At 53.2% G+C, this 15028-nt stretch carries 13 protein-coding genes, 1 tRNA gene and 1 riboswitch; of the genes, 9 read left to right on the forward strand and 5 right to left on the reverse strand.

From position 1 onward, the window contains the following. Nucleotides 1-155: 155 nt before the first annotated feature. The 4 genes from IEW52_RS11870 to pyrB all read right to left on the reverse strand — a co-directional run bounded on the left by IEW52_RS11870 (nucleotide 156) and on the right by pyrB (nucleotide 4743). Nucleotides 156-647 (reverse strand): 6,7-dimethyl-8-ribityllumazine synthase, encoded by a 492-nt coding sequence (locus tag IEW52_RS11870; RefSeq protein ID WP_188630292.1) that lies wholly within the window; start codon nucleotides 645-647, stop codon nucleotides 156-158. Nucleotides 648-800: 153 nt separating this feature from the next. After that, nucleotides 801-973: riboswitch (FMN riboswitch) on the reverse strand. A gap of 116 nt (nucleotides 974-1089) precedes the next feature. Continuing rightward, nucleotides 1090-3003, reverse strand: a complete 1914-nt coding sequence (locus IEW52_RS11875) for a RecQ family ATP-dependent DNA helicase (protein ID WP_229667929.1) — start codon at nucleotides 3001-3003, stop codon at nucleotides 1090-1092. 352 nt (nucleotides 3004-3355) lie between these two features. Next, the gene (gene pyrI, locus IEW52_RS11880; protein ID WP_188630344.1) at nucleotides 3356-3814 is read right to left on the reverse strand and encodes an aspartate carbamoyltransferase regulatory subunit; all 459 of its coding nucleotides are present in this window, start codon (nucleotides 3812-3814) and stop codon (nucleotides 3356-3358) included. A gap of 5 nt (nucleotides 3815-3819) precedes the next feature. Next, the gene (gene pyrB, locus IEW52_RS11885) at nucleotides 3820-4743 is read right to left on the reverse strand and encodes an aspartate carbamoyltransferase (RefSeq protein WP_188630294.1); all 924 of its coding nucleotides are present in this window, start codon (nucleotides 4741-4743) and stop codon (nucleotides 3820-3822) included. A 316-nt stretch (nucleotides 4744-5059) separates the two neighbouring features. On the opposite strand from pyrB, the gene IEW52_RS11890 reads away from it, so the two are divergent. The 7 genes from IEW52_RS11890 (at nucleotide 5060) to pntB (ending at nucleotide 12081) form a co-directional block, all read left to right on the forward strand. Then, nucleotides 5060-5136: transfer RNA gene (locus IEW52_RS11890), tRNA-Trp, on the forward strand. 55 nt (nucleotides 5137-5191) lie between these two features. Next, nucleotides 5192-5599 (forward strand): DNA polymerase III subunit psi, encoded by a 408-nt coding sequence (locus IEW52_RS11895; RefSeq protein WP_188630295.1) that lies wholly within the window; start codon nucleotides 5192-5194, stop codon nucleotides 5597-5599. Next, on the forward strand, nucleotides 5575-6051 hold the full coding sequence (rimI, locus tag IEW52_RS11900; RefSeq protein WP_188630296.1) for a ribosomal protein S18-alanine N-acetyltransferase: 477 nt from the start codon (nucleotides 5575-5577) through the stop codon (nucleotides 6049-6051). The genes IEW52_RS11895 and rimI overlap by 25 nt, the downstream gene beginning before the upstream one ends. Nucleotides 6052-6100: 49 nt before the next feature. After that, nucleotides 6101-7129 carry a peptidoglycan DD-metalloendopeptidase family protein gene (locus IEW52_RS11905; protein ID WP_188630297.1) on the forward strand — a complete coding sequence of 343 codons (1029 nt, stop codon included), beginning with the start codon at nucleotides 6101-6103 and terminating at the stop codon, nucleotides 7127-7129. Between the two features lie 238 nt (nucleotides 7130-7367). Continuing rightward, nucleotides 7368-8660, forward strand: a complete 1293-nt coding sequence (locus IEW52_RS11910; RefSeq protein WP_188630298.1) for an Nramp family divalent metal transporter — start codon at nucleotides 7368-7370, stop codon at nucleotides 8658-8660. Nucleotides 8661-9173: 513 nt separating this feature from the next. After that, the gene (locus tag IEW52_RS11915) at nucleotides 9174-10700 is read left to right on the forward strand and encodes a Re/Si-specific NAD(P)(+) transhydrogenase subunit alpha (RefSeq protein ID WP_188630299.1); all 1527 of its coding nucleotides are present in this window, start codon (nucleotides 9174-9176) and stop codon (nucleotides 10698-10700) included. Nucleotides 10701-10704: 4 nt separating this feature from the next. After that, nucleotides 10705-12081, forward strand: coding sequence for a Re/Si-specific NAD(P)(+) transhydrogenase subunit beta (gene pntB, locus IEW52_RS11920; RefSeq protein WP_188630300.1), 1377 nt, complete (start codon nucleotides 10705-10707; stop codon nucleotides 12079-12081). Between the two features lie 175 nt (nucleotides 12082-12256). Here pntB and uraH read toward each other — a convergent pair whose 3' ends face one another. Next, on the reverse strand, nucleotides 12257-12667 hold the full coding sequence (gene uraH / locus IEW52_RS11925) for a hydroxyisourate hydrolase (RefSeq protein ID WP_188630301.1): 411 nt from the start codon (nucleotides 12665-12667) through the stop codon (nucleotides 12257-12259). Nucleotides 12668-12902: 235 nt separating this feature from the next. Between uraH and IEW52_RS11930 the strand changes: the two genes are divergently transcribed. After that, on the forward strand, nucleotides 12903-13574 hold the full coding sequence (locus tag IEW52_RS11930) for a heavy metal response regulator transcription factor (RefSeq protein WP_188630302.1): 672 nt from the start codon (nucleotides 12903-12905) through the stop codon (nucleotides 13572-13574). After that, the gene (locus IEW52_RS11935) at nucleotides 13571-14965 is read left to right on the forward strand and encodes a heavy metal sensor histidine kinase (RefSeq protein WP_229667924.1); all 1395 of its coding nucleotides are present in this window, start codon (nucleotides 13571-13573) and stop codon (nucleotides 14963-14965) included. Before IEW52_RS11930 ends, IEW52_RS11935 begins: the two co-directional genes overlap by 4 nt. Nucleotides 14966-15028: the final 63 nt, after the last annotated feature.

Here is a 15028-nt window from a genome sequence, read left to right on the forward strand (position 1 = left end):
TCGGCCGTGAGTGACTGACCTAACAAGTTCCGTTTCATGGCAGGCTCCCGAATGTAGCTATATGTAGAAATTATAGATCCACATGGGTTATGCCGTACTGCTTAATAATAAAAACGGGCACCAGGGCCCGTTTTTATTACCGACTAACAATACGCTTAGCTCATGAATTTGGCCTGGGCCGTGAGGCGAATGGCACCATCGGCGGCCGTCGCCAGTTCTTGCCCTTTGAGTATAAAGTGGCGGCTATAGTATTGCTGGTGCTCATCATGCTCGTGAAAGTGGTGTGGAGTGAGTATGGCGGTTAGCACCGGCACCTCGGTTTCCAGCTGTACCTGCATCAATCCGGTACACACTGTCTGCGCAACAAAGTCATGACGATAAATACCACCATCAACCACCAGGCCGCTGCAAGCGATGGCGGCATAGAGGCCGGTTTTAGCCAACAGCTTGGCCTGTAGGGGAATTTCATAGGCGCCGGGCACGGCAATGACGTCAATCTTGTCAACATCATAGCCAAGCTCGACAAGCTGGCTGCGAAAACCTTCCAGCGCCTTCAGTACGATGTCGGCGTGCCATGAGGCGTGAATAAAGGCGATGCGTTGGTCGCGAACGTTAAACTCGTTTGCATTCGTTAAGCTCTGATCCATGGGTCAATCCTGTTATAAAAATCACTGAATCAGGGCGAACGTACAGGCAAGTACGGCATCAGGCGAAGCGATGCTTCGCGAAAAGCCGAAGGTCTTTGGTCAGCACAAACCACACCCGGACGGGGTAGTAAGCTGCTGTATTAAGGACATGTCTGACGCTCTCTCTCATCCGGACTTTCACCGTCGGCTCTGGAGTTACACCAGATCTGCTGGACCCTTGCCGCTGATAGTTCAGCTGGTAAGGCGCTCGCGGGCTTAATGGTTGGCCTGTTATGGCCGGTCATTTTACCGCCGGTGGGGAATTTCACCCCGCCCCGAGAACGAAGTCGGTTATACCGATCACCAGAATATAAAATTTTATGGCCGCATAGTAAAGCGCACCAGGGCCGGCATTGTCGAATTTAGCGGCTGAAACGCGCGACTACCCTGGTGCGGTACTGCTTTAGCTGTTCAAGCTAGCGAGTGTGCTGCGTACCTCATTGAAGCGGTGTTGTTCCAGGCGCGCAAAACCGGGCTGCTTTCTTGCTTTTAAACGATTCAGCACTGGGGTGCTGATACCACATAAAAAGCAGGTAAGGGTGTGCGTGCTCAAAGACTGCGGACTTTGCTTTTGTAGCTGTTTGCACCAGAATTGCAGCTGATCGAGTGCCGGCAAGGCTGGTTTGGCAGGGGCGGGCAGTTGTGCGGTATTACCGGCACAGACCGAACAGTGACCACAGTGTTCGGGGGCATGATGGTCGGCAAAATATGCGGCAAGTTCTTGACTCAGGCAACGCTCACTTTCAAAGAATGCGAGCATTTTGTTAAGGCGGGCAATTTCGCTGTGCTCCTTTTGCTGAAACAGTTGATGCAAACGATAAGTCTCTGCCGCCAGATCCAGTGCTGGCTGCAGTATCTTGTAGACTTCCACCATTTGTTTGCTTTCCAGGCTGATCAAACCTTGCTGATGCAAATAATCCAGGGCGTTGATCACGCGCTTGCGTTCGCCGCCACTCTGCTGCCAGATGGCTTCAAAATCGACCTGACACCAGGTTCTCGCCATCGGTGAACCGGCAAAGACGGCCGTTAAAAAGGCCTGACGTTCGGGGTTGAAGCGGCTTATGATGTCTTCTTTGGCAACCATAAACTTGAAGCGATAGTCGGCATAATAGCTGTATTGCGGCTCGACAATGCGGTCCAGTTCCAGATACACCAGCAAGGTTCTCAGCGGCAATAACCGGATATTGCAGTCGTTGGCAAGGCGTATCGGCATGATTTCCCACTGTTCGCCGGCGGCAGGTAACTGTTGCAGCAATGAATGAATGGCCTCGGGCTCGGGCGTATCGCCGTACACAAAGTTTTCCAGCACATTCTGCCCAGCCAGATTGCCCAGCAGAGTACAGCGAGCAGGCTGGCCGTCGCGACCGGCGCGGCCAATCTCCTGACTGTAGTTTTCAATCGACTTGGGCAGATCGAAATGGATTACGCGGCGAATATCGGCCTTGTCGACTCCCATGCCAAAGGCAATGGTGGCCACAATACAAGGTGTGGTACCTGCCATAAAGGCCTGCTGCAGTTGTTGGCGTCTGTCCTGATCCATACCCGCATGATAGGCGCTGGCCTGCAAACCCGCGGCCACCAGTTGCTCAGCTACCTGCTCAGCCGTGTGTTGCAGTGTGACATAAACAATGGTGGGGGCATCGGGCGCTGGCCGCAGCTGTGCTATCAAGGTGTTGACCTTGTCTGCCTCGGCTACCGGCAAAACCTCAAGGTATAAGTTGGGGCGGTAAAAGCCGGTCAGCACCACGTTATTGGCGGGCAGTGCAAATTTCTGTTGCATGTCATTGATAACGGCAGGGGTGGCCGTGGCCGTCAGTAACAATACCTGAGGAATCTTGAGACTCTGGCAATAAGTGGGCAACTTTAAATAATCGGGCCGAAAGTTGTGGCCCCATTCCGAAATACAGTGCGCTTCGTCGACCACCAGTAATGAAATCGGCACCTGACCGATAAACTGCCGAAAACGCTCATTTTTCAGCCGTTCTACCGAAATCATCAACACTTTGATGTGTCCGTCGCGTACGCCCTGCATGATATTGCGGCTTTCTTCAGCGCTCTGGGTGGAGTCGATACTGGCGGCGGTAATGTTCATGCGTCGCAAAAAAGCCAGTTGATCCTGCATCAGGGCCAGTAATGGAGAGATAACCAGAGTGAGATGCGGCAGTAGTACCGCCGGTAGCTGGTAGCACAGTGATTTACCGGAGCCGGTAGGAAAAATCGCCGCTGCCGATTGACCAGCCATGATGTGTTCTATGACGGCCTGCTGACCCGGGCGCAAGCTAGAAAATCCAAAGTGGTGTTGCAAGCTGTTGAGCAAATTCATTATTTTTGATCCGAGAAAGCGGTGCTTATAGCTTGGCTTGCAGAGGTGGCTTTGGCAACGTTAAAGTCAGCGCCATACGCCATACGCCATACGCCATACGTCATACGCGATAAGAGAAGATCAAATGTCCGTGTTCGTTTAGCCTACGGCTTAAAGCTGCCCGAAGGGCTTAGATACCGTGGCGAGAGATTGTGTTCCGCCTTCGGCGAAATGCGAGAGCAAGCGTTCGCCTACCAGTACCAAAGCTAACGAGATACCGGTAATAAGGCATAAAAAGCCAAGATCCTGATTCGGATCTTGGCTTTGGTTTTGGATTTTTCTTTAGCTTATGGCTTAACGCTGCTAGTTAGAAGGTCATGAAGTCTTGATGGAAGGACTTTTCGCAGTAGCTACAGCGAAAGCGTACCTGGCCATTGATGGCACGCACCTTGAATTTGCTGCTCACTGGCTCGTTATGGCTGATGCAGTTGGAGTTGGGGCAGGAAAACACACCTTCTACCCGCTCGGGCAACTGCAACTGGAGTTTTTCCACCACTTCAAAGTCTTCAATCAGATTCACGGTGGCATCGGGAGCAAACAGCGCCAGCTGGTTGGCCTGTGCGGCCGAGAGCCGAACATTTTCCACCTTGATGATATCTTTGGCGCCCTGTGCCTGAGAGGGCAGATTAAGACCGACGGTGATTTTTTCCTGGTTTTTCACCAGCCCGAACAATTGCAGTATCTTGATGCCTTGGCCGGCTGGAATATGGTCGATGACGGTGCCATTGTGAATGGCTTCAACTTGTAGTTGGCTTTTGTTCATGATGTCTCTCACAGGCTCTCGTTCAGTACCAGGGCAAGCAGGGCCTGGCGTGCATAAACACCATTCTCTGCCTGTTCAAAGTAATAAGCGTAAGGGGTGTCATCCACTGCCGCCGATATTTCATCGATACGCGGCAGAGGGTGCAATACCTTGAGGCTGTCTTTGGCGCCTTCCAGTACTTCTGGGGTCAGCACGTACTTTGATGCCACATGCACATATTCTGTTTCGTCGAAGCGTTCTTTTTGCACTCGCGTCATATACAGAATATCCAGCTCGTCCATCACCTCTTCCATGCTGTCACGAATTTCGAAGTTAATGCCTTTTTCGCTCAGCTCATCACACAGGTAGCTGGGCATGGACAAGGCTTGAGGGGCAATAAAGTAGAACTTGCAGCCAAACAGGCTGAGCGCCTGGGTGAGCGAGTGCACGGTACGGCCATATTTCAGATCGCCCACAAAGGCGATGGTCAGCCCTTGCAGCGTGCCCTGGGTTTCGTAGATGGTAAACAAGTCCAGCAGGGTCTGCGTGGGATGCTGGTTGGAGCCATCGCCGGCGTTAATCACCGGTACAGAAGAAAACTCGGCAGCCAGTCGAGCGGCCCCTTCCTGGGGGTGGCGCACGACAAAGGCATCACAATAAGAGCTGATTATTTTGACCGAATCAGACAGGGTTTCGCCTTTTTTTGCCAGTGAGGTGCTGGTGCTATCGGAAAAGCCGATCACCGAACCACCCAAGCGGTGAATCGCGGTTTCAAATGACAAACGCGTACGGGTCGAGGCTTCAAAAAAACAGCTCGCCACAACCTGGTGTTGTAATAGATCGGGATGAGGCTGGGTTTTAAGCTTCACGGCGGTATCTATGATCAGTTCCAGCTCGGGTCGAGTGAAGTCGGAGATAGAAATTACATGCTTTTGATATAGGGGATTTGCCATCAGCAACGCTCTTGCAGGTATAAGGTGAAGGGCACAAAAAAGCCCCAATACGGGGCCATTAGAGCTAATCGACTGCAAACGCCGGTACTTTCACCGTCACCAATAGGGGCGGATCTCAATACAGTGGACTGTTCAAAAACAGCAATGAGCATTTTGGGGTCACTCCGAGCGCTTGCGAATCGTGCAGATTATAAAGAAATGTAGAACATAAGCAAAATATCCTGTGAATGCGGTGAAAATATAAGCGAACAAACCAATTAATGCCAAATAGCACTTTACCTTTGAGCAGGTATCTTTATAATTCGCTTCGTATTGCAGGGGCGTAGTTCCAATTGGTAGAACGGCGGTCTCCAAAACCGATGGTTGGGGGTTCGAATCCCTCCGCCCCTGCCAACTTCTTGCAAAAAGCCAGCCTAACCGCTGGCTTTTTGCGTTATGGAGTAGCTAAATGACGCCGAATCAAACACAGCTCTGGCAGCTGCTGGCATTGCCAGCCTGGCACTGCGCTCACCCCGAGCGACTGCCTTTTGCCCCTTCTCCTGCCGTGACGGCCGCCGAGGTACTCATCATCCTTGGTCAGGGAAAGATATTGTCTGCTACCTTTATTGCCGATATCAGGCTGGCCCTGTCGTTAACCGAGGCCCAGTTGCAGGTAATGGATGAAGCAAGCTGGCTGGCGGCAAAGCAGCCATTGGCCCCCATATTGCTTGGTTTGAATCTCACCAGTGCCTCGAACCATTTCCACTGGCATGACAGTCTGCCGATGGCTGATACCGGCAAGCCGGCGATGGACTTGTCTGCTCAGCAAAAACAAGCACTCTGGAGTTGTTTATGTCGCCTGTATTTCGCCCATTAACACCTGACGATCTCGATGCCATGCTCGCACTGGAGCAAGCAGCCCATGCCCATCCCTGGAGTCGCAATGTGCTGGCTGACAGCTTTGGCAATCGCTACTTTACCGGATCCTTGTGGTTGCAACAGCAACAAGCGGCCACTGAAAAGAGTGAGCAGCTATTGGGGTACTTTATTGCCGACGGCATACTGGATGAAAGCACCCTGATGAATATATGTGTGGCGCCGGAACAGCAAGGGCAGGGGTTTGGTCGCCAGCTGATAACGCATTACCTGCATCTTTGTGAACGGCAACACATCACCCAGTGCTGGCTGGAAGTCAGGGCGTCCAACATGGCGGCCCAGGCTTTGTATCAGGCTTGCGGTTATCAGGAAAATGGCCGCCGGCGCCATTATTATCAAAGTGCGGCTGGTGCTGAAGATGCGGTATTGATGGCATTATTGCTGAATAAGTAGCCTGATTGTTTCTATACTTAGTTGCACACTCTCTTTCAAGGACAGAAAAATGAGAGGTTTATGGAAAGAAGGGGCTGGTATCGGGCTCGGTATGGTCTTGTTTGGCAGCCTGTGGCCATGGTCCTGGCATGCACAGGCGGATATACATCGTTATCATGATGCCAATGGCGTGGTGCATTATACCGATAATCAAAAATATGTCGTAAAGTCGCTTCCCGCCAGCGGGCAAGAGCACGCCTTCAACCGCGATGGCGTCCTGGTTCGAGTGGTAGAGAAGCCGGATGGCCATTATTTCTTTGTCTTGAATCGACTGACCGTCGCCGTGGATCTGCGCTTTCGCTTTTCTCGCCAACACAACGTGACTATCCCCAAGCCGATGCGGCAGGTACTGACCCTACCGCCCACGGAGGAGCTGTTTGTTGGCAAATTGTCGGCACAAGCCGGTGGGGACTGGCGCTATGATTATGATTTTGATTACAGCAACGACGATATAGCGCAAGCCCATTCAGAGACGTCAACCAAACGGGATGCCCGCTCCATTTCATTGCCCCCCGGTTTTGTCAGCAATAAAACCACCGGCTCTTATTTTTCTGCCCATCATGATTTGGCTTCACCGGTTGCCGGGCGCTATCGTATTGCGCAAGGGTTTAATGGTGACTTCAGCCATAACAAGCTGTCGAACCGTTATGCGCTGGATATTGCCTTGCCCGTGGGCACGCCTTTGTTCGCCACTCGAGATGGGGTCGTCATCGCTGCGGTGGATACGCATACTGGCGGCGGACTGGCGCCACAATATCGTGGCAAGTCCAATCACCTGCGTCTGCGTCATGCCGACGGTACCATGACTTTGTATGCTCACTTGCAAGCCGGATCGCTACGCGTGCGCAGGGGGGATCGCGTTAAGGTGGGGCAGCGGGTTGCGGCGTCGGGCGACACCGGTTATAGCTCAGGGCCTCATTTACACCTGGCGTTACAAATAGACAAAGCCGGGCGCAGAGAATCCATTCCGTTTACCTTGCAAGGCAGTCAGCCTGTTGCCGGACTCTGGATGCTGGGTTCGGCTTTGGGTGATGAATAGTGAAATATGCCAAACATCCTGTTCCGTATTATATAGGGCATATAAACATCATTTAGTCAGTCCGGTTGGTGAAGCGCCTCTGCGTTAGGTTAAGATTCTATTTGTATGTTTTGTATTGGTTCTTTATGTTTCAATGGGTGGTGTGTGAATACAAAAACCAGTTGATTTATCCATTCCCCTGTGGCCTTTTACTTTCTTTTTTATGTGAAAAGCAAAGCTAACAGACAGGGTATTAAAGATGTCAGAGTTAATTGATGTTGCGAAAGATGACACCCGCAGCATAAGTCACTACATGCAGGTGCTGGGCCCCGGCATTCTTGGGGCTGCTGCCGCCATCGGTGGCTCGCACCTGGTGGCCTCAACCCAGGCCGGCGCCATTTATGGCTGGCAGCTGGTGGGCCTTATCTTGTTGGTCAACCTGCTTAAATATCCGTTTTTTCAAATCGGCGCGCGCTACACCATGGCGGCAGATGAAACCCTGATCCAGGGTTACGATCGCATTGGTCGCGGCTATCTCTATTTATTTACCACGTTGAACCTGGTAGCTGCGGTGATTAGCGCCGCCGGCGTGGCCATGCTGTGCGGCAGCATTCTGGGCTTGTTTATCGGCGACAGCCTGACCGTCACCCAGCTCAGCATGATAGTGCTGGCCGGCTCGCTGGTGTTCTTGCTGACCGGCCATTACAAGACCCTCGACAAGGTGACCAAATGGATTATCGTCGGCCTGGCCATTGCTACTGTGACGGCGGTGTGTATCGCCCTGAACAAGGGCGGCGTGGCTCCCCCCGATTTTGTATCCCCCAGCCCGTGGAATCTGGCCTCGGTCGGCTTTCTGGTGGCATTAATGGGCTGGATGCCGGCTCCTATTGAACTTTCTTCCTGGAACAGCGTCTGGCTACGGCAGAAAAAAGCCCTGAACAACAGCCTGGACTACAAAGATGCGCTGGTGGATTTTAACGTCGGCTACATTACTTCTACCTTGCTGGCGCTGGCCTTTGTTGCCCTGGGTGCCCTGGTGTTGCATGGCAGTGGTACCAGCCTGGCCACCTCGGGCATTGGCTTTGCTCATCAGCTGGTTGATGTTTATGCCAGTGTGATCGGTGAATGGAGCCGTTGGCTGATCGCTCTAATCGCATTTTTATGCATGTTCTCTACAACCGTGACGGTACTGGACGGCTACAGCCGTGCCTTGAGCGAGTGTTTTGTGCAGTTTGGCCAGCCCCAGGGCAGCGGCCCTACCGGCAAGGGGAGTCGCTATACCTACCCCTTGATGATTGCCATGGGCATTATCAGCGCCTTTATTATCATGTTTTTTAAAGGTGCCTTACTGGCCATGCTGGAACTGGCGATGATTTCTGCCTTTATCAGTGCGCTGGTGTTTGCCTGGCTGAATTATCGATTAATGAGGCTGCCGCAGGTTCCCGAGCGTTATCGTCTGGGGCGGGGCATGATTGCCCTGAGCTGGGTAGGGATACTATTTTTTGCCGGTTTCAATTTGCTGTTTTTTTATTGGTATCTCTTTGTAAAGTAAGCTAAAAATAATGCTTTTGGCGGCCTGGCGGTTGCCATTGCTCAGCCTGTGTTTTACTTCGCGGCCAGCTGTATAGCTGGCCGTTTTTCATGGAGCCTTCATCGGTCAGGCTGGAGGTGGGGGCTGGCTTTCTCTTTTGTGATCCTGGGCGCTAAAACCTTGCCATCTTGGACGGCAATCAATGCTAACGTAGGAGAGCAAGTTAAAACTTGACCAAAAACAGGTTTATTTTCAGGTGAAGATAAATATATAGTGTGCAGGCTGCACACTATTTTTATGCAACTTTATTGACTTGTTACGCCTTTTTGTTTGGGAGCAATCGAGTGGTTTGTGGTATCGAACCGCGCGATGCGTGCTTTAAGGTGGGTGAAAAGTAGCAAACCGTCGAGTCAGGTGCGGCCTTTGGGCGAGTACCTATAAGTGAATGCGGCTTATGGACGGAACAAGCAGCTTGCTTAACGCCAGGCAAGCAATGGGCCTGGTGGCAATATCAACATTAATTAGGGATGTATTATGTTAATCGCAATTCCAAAGGAAACGCTTGGCGGCGAGACTCGGGTGGCTGCGTCCCCCAAGTCGGTAGAGCAGCTACGCAAACTGGGGTTTGAGGTGTGCATCGAGCAGGGCGCGGGCAGTTTGGCCAGCTTTGACGATAGCGCCTACCAAGCCGCGGGTGCCACGTTGGCGGATGCCAGCCAGGTATGGCAAGCGGCCATTATCTACAAGGTGAATGCCCCCACTGCCGAGGAAATCGAGCGGCTGCAAGCAGGCACTACGCTAGTCAGCTTTATCTGGCCGGCACAGAATCCAGAATTGGTCGAGCAGCTGAAAAACAAAGGCGTGACCGTGCTGGCCATGGACATGGTGCCGCGTATCTCGCGTGCTCAGTCACTGGATGCGCTGTCTTCCATGGCCAACATTGCCGGTTACCGCGCGGTAGTGGAAGCCGCTCACGAATTTGGCCGCTTTTTTACCGGTCAGATCACCGCCGCCGGCAAGGTGCCACCGGCCAAGGTGCTGGTGATTGGTGCCGGTGTGGCCGGCCTGTCGGCCATTGGTGCCGCCGGTTCACTGGGTGCCGTGGTGCGCGCCTTCGATACTCGCCCCGAGGTAAAAGAACAAATCAACTCCATGGGCGGCGAGTTTTTAGAGCTGGATTATGAAGAAGATTCAGACTCAAGCGATGGTTACGCCAAAGAGATGAGCCAGGCGTTTATCGATGCGGAAATGGCGCTGTTTATGCAGCAGGCCAAGGAAGTCGACATTATCATCACCACGGCGCTTATTCCCGGTAAGCCGGCGCCCAAGCTGATTACTGCCGACATGGTGGCCAACATGCAGCCCGGTTCGGTAATCGTGGACTTGGCGGCGCAAAACGGCGGCAACTGCGAATTGACTCAGCCGGGCGAGCTGTTCGTATCCGACAACGGCGTCAAGATTATCGGTTATACCGACCTCAACGGTCGCCTGCCTACCCAGTCTTCCACTTTATATGCCACCAACCTGGTGAATCTGGCCAAACTGCTGTGCAAGGAAAAAGACGGCAATATCAAGGTCGACTTCGACGACGTGGTACTGCGCAACATGACGGTGGTCAAAGACGGCGAAGTGACTTTCCCGCCGCCGGCCATCAGCGTGTCTGCCGCTCCCAAGGCACAAGCCAGCGCGCAGCCTCAGGCCAAGCCCGAGCCAAAAGCGCCTGGCAACCTCAAATATTACCTGGGGGGCATTGGCGTCTTGCTGTTTGCCTGGTTGGCCGCCGTGGCACCGGCGGAGTTTTTATCGCATTTCACCGTATTTGTACTGGCCTGCATCGTGGGGTACTACGTGGTGTGGAACGTATCCCACTCGCTGCACACGCCCCTGATGTCGGTGACCAACGCCATTTCGGGGATCATCGTGGTGGGCGCCTTGTCTCAGGTAGGAAACGGTGGCTTTGTCAGTTTTCTGGCCTTTGTGGCGATACTGATAGCGTCAATTAACGTGTTCGGCGGTTTTACCGTGACACACCGCATGCTGAAGATGTTTAGAAAGGGCTAATAGAATGTCACAAGGACTTGTAACTGCGTCTTATATTGTTGCCGCCGTGCTCTTTATTTTGAGCTTGGGCGGTTTATCCAAGCAGGAGTCGGCCAAGGCCGGTAACTGGTATGGGGTAGCGGGCATGACTATTGCGCTGCTGGCCACCATTTTCAACCCGGAAATCACGGGACTGGGCTGGATTATCGTGGCCATGGCCATAGGGGCCGCCATTGGTATTCGTCTGGCGCTTAAGGTCGAAATGACCGAAATGCCCGAACTGATCGCCATCTTGCACAGCTTTGTGGGTTTGGCGGCAGTGTTTGTCGGTTTTAATACTTATCTGGATCATGAGCCGCTGTTCGGTGCCATGCTCAATATTCACAATACCGAAGTCTTTTTGGGCGTGTTTATTGGTGCGGTCACCTTTACCGGCTCCATTGTCGCCTTTGGCAAGTTGCGCGGGGTGATTTCCTCCAAGGCACTGCAACTGCCTCACCGTCACAAGCTGAATCTGCTGGCGGTGGTGGTGTCGGCATTGCTGTTGATCTGGTTTGTGCAGGTAGAAGGTTCTACCTTCCCGTTATTGGTGATGACCCTGATCGCACTGGCCTTTGGCTGGCACCTGGTGGCCAGCATCGGTGGTGCTGATATGCCGGTGGTGATCTCCATGCTGAATTCCTACTCGGGTTGGGCAGCGGCGGCGGCAGGCTTTATGCTGTCCAACGACTTGCTGATCGTCACCGGTGCTCTGGTGGGTTCCAGCGGTGCCATTCTGTCTTACATTATGTGCAAGGCCATGAACCGCTCCTTTATTTCGGTGATTGCCGGTGGTTTTGGCTCCGATGACACCGCCAGCAGCGGTGATGAAGAGCAGGGTGAGCATGTTGAAGTGACGGCGGAAGATGTGGCCGACATGCTGAAAAACTCCAGCTCGGTGATTATCACCCCGGGTTATGGCATGGCGGTGGCCCAAGCGCAATATCCAGTGGCCGAGCTGGTCTCCAAGCTGCAGGCCGCGGGCGTAAAAGTACGCTTCGGTATTCACCCGGTGGCCGGGCGCTTGCCCGGACACATGAACGTCTTGCTGGCTGAAGCACGGGTCCCTTACGACATCGTATTGGAGATGGATGAAATCAACGATGATTTCGGCGATACCGATACCGTACTGGTGATTGGTGCCAACGATACCGTTAACCCGTCTGCGGCAGAAGACCCCGCCAGCCCCATTGCCGGCATGCCGGTGCTGGAAGTGTGGAAGGCCCAGCAGGTGGTCGTATTCAAACGCTCCATGAATACCGGTTATGCCGGGGTACAAAACCCGCTGTTTTTCCGTGAAAACAGCACCATGCTGTTTGGCGATGCCAAAGACAGCGTGGATAACATCCTCAAGGCGCTGTAATCGTTTTGAAAACATGAAAAAAGGGAGCTTCGGCTCCCTTTTTTATTGCACTGCTCTTTTACTGCGGTTGGTGGGTATTTTAATCCAGCTGGGAAATGCCAACGACAACACCAGCCCTGGGGCTGGTGTTGAATTATACAGGGTAAAACAAATCTTAATGCCTTAGGGCAGAGGCTTAGTTACCGCGATAGGTAGAGAAGCCGTAAGGGCTCAGCAACAGGGGCACATGGTAATGCTCTACGCTGGCATCGGCAGAGAAGATAACCGGAATTTCAGGGAAGAACGTCTCGGTATCGTGCTTCTTGAACCATTCGCCGGTTTCAAAGGTAACGCGATAGGTACCTTGCTCCAGCTTTTTACCTTCCGGGTATAAGGCGGTGATGCGACCTTGCTCGTTGGTCACGCCGGTATTGAGTTGAGCCCAGTCATCACCCTGCTTTTGTTCCAGTACGACTTGTACGCCTGGTGACGGCAAACCGTTTTCCAGGTTGAGTACGTGTACGCTCAAAGGATTGCCTGCGGCAAAGGCAAAGCTGGAAGCACCGGCCAGCATGGCACCGGCCATAACATATTTAAGTTGTTTCATAGGATTTCCTCGAGTTGATAGCATGATTAAGGTGAGACCTTAATTTCCTGCTCGCCTGGTCATTTACCAAGGCGTGCGTGTGTTCTGGACTCATCATGCCTGCACCTGGCTATCAAACCCATTACCGGTTTATTACAAAGCTGTCATCTTTCTGGATCCGGTTATCGGCAGATAAGTCAACAGTGATAAAGTGACGACTATTCACTGCCACGCACCGAAAAAGGGGAAGGTCACCATGAAAATACTTGTCGTGGAAGATGAGGCTAAAATAGCTGATTATCTGAAAAAAGGTTTTAGTGAGTCCGGCTATTCGGTGGAAGTTGCCTTTGATGGACGAGAAGGCGAGTTTCTGATCCGAGAGGGGCATTTTGATCTGATTATTCTCGATATCATGCTACCGGGACTGGATGGCTGGCAGCTGCTGCAGATTATTCGCCGTACCTCCAGCACGCCGGTTATTTTTCTCAGTGCCCGCGATGCGGTAGAAGACAAAGTGCGAGGCCTGGAGCAGGGCGCCGATGATTATCTGGCCAAACCGTTTTCGTTTGCCGAATTGCTGGCGCGGGCACGCAAGCTATTGCAGCGTGCACCGGTACGCGAAGTCACCTTATTCCAGCTGGCCGATTTACAGCTGGAATCTCTGAGCCGGCGCGTAACGCGAGCAGGACAGCGCATCGAGCTGACCAACAAGGAGTTTACCCTGCTGCAGCTGTTGCTCGGTCATCAGGGGGAAGTGCTGTCTCGCACCTATATTGCCTCTCAGGTGTGGCACATGAACTTTGACAGCGACACCAATGTGGTGGATGTGGCTATTCGTCGATTGCGCGCCAAAATAGACGACGGCTATCAGCCCAAGCTTATTCATACCATGCGCGGCATGGGCTATGTGTGTGAGGTGCGTACGTGAGAGGGTGGCGCAACTCCCTGAGCCTGAAACTGGCGCTGATGTTTGCCGTAGTCAGTGTTTGCTTACTGGGCGGCATAGGTTTTTACCTGAATTACTCGCTGCAACGAGAGTTGGTGTGGCGTGATGATCAAAGCCTGCTCGGGCGCCTGGAGCACATAGAGGCACTGTTGGGCGAGAGCGACAGCGTGACCGAGCTGCGTAGTCGGCCGCAGTTGTACGCCAATATGCTGGGTAATCAAGACAGTCTGCTATGGGTATTGGATGACACGGGCGAGGCCTTGATCAGCGTGAATCCCGGGCAGTTACCCTTACCCGAACTTGGCCGTAGTGAACACTCACAATTGGGCTTTGATGATAACAAGCAGGCGCGGCTGGCATGGCGGTATCTTGAGCATGAAGGCCAGCCGCTGTTGCTGATTGCCGGCAAGTTGCTGGCACCACGGGAGCAAATGCTGGCCGCCTATCGGCTGAAATTACTGGTCACGCTGGCGGTGGGTGCCTTGTTGGCGTTTGTGCTGGGCGGTTGGGTCAGTCGGCGTGCTTTGCAACCCTTGCGAGCGCTGGGGCGCAAGGCCGAGACGATTGATGTGCGCCGGTTACATGTGCGTTTGAACCAGGCCGATTTACCTCAGGAATTACAGGGTCTGCAGGATAGCCTGAATCAGATGCTGGCGCGTCTGGAAGAGGGGTTTGCCCAATTGTCGCGTTTCTCTGAAGATCTGGCCCATGAAGTGCGCACCCCCTTGAGCAACTTGATGGGACAAACCGAGCATACCTTGCGCAAACCTCGGCCGCTGGAAGAATACGAAGGGCTGCTGGCATCTCACCAAGAAGAATACGAACGCTTGTCGCGCATGGTCGACAGCATACTGTTTTTGGCCAGAACCGAGCAACCCAAGGCGTCGATGAATCAGCGCTGGGTCGATCTGTCGGAGTTGACCACCCAGTTGTGTGAATACTTCGAGGGCATGGCCGAAGAAGCCGATATGGTCTTGCACAACGAGATGAGCAAGTTAACCGAGGCACACTTACCGCCAGCGGCCCGGGTCTGGGCCGATGAAGACCTGTTGCGCCGTGCACTGGCTAACCTGATCAGCAATGCCCTGCGCTACGGTGCCAAGGGGCAGCCCATTCGGATAAGCAGTTATCAAATGCCGGGACAAAGGGTCATCCGGGTGAGTAATCAGGGCCCGGTCATCGCCGAGACGCAGTTAGCACTCCTGTTCGAACGCTTTTATCGCTGTGACCCCTCCCGTGCCAACCCCGGTCAAACCGGTGGTCTGGGCCTGTCGATTGTGCGCTCGATCATGCAGCTGCATCAGGGCCGGGTGTGGGTTGAGAGCGATAAGGGGAGCACCCGCTTTATGCTGGCGTTTCCTGATCGCCCATAGTATGTGATATGAGGTGAGGCTTAATGAATGTTAATCTGCATCTGTTGCCTTTCGAGTGGCTAT

The organism is Oceanisphaera marina, assembly GCF_014643915.1.
Taxonomy (GTDB): domain Bacteria; phylum Pseudomonadota; class Gammaproteobacteria; order Enterobacterales; family Aeromonadaceae; genus Oceanimonas; species Oceanimonas marina.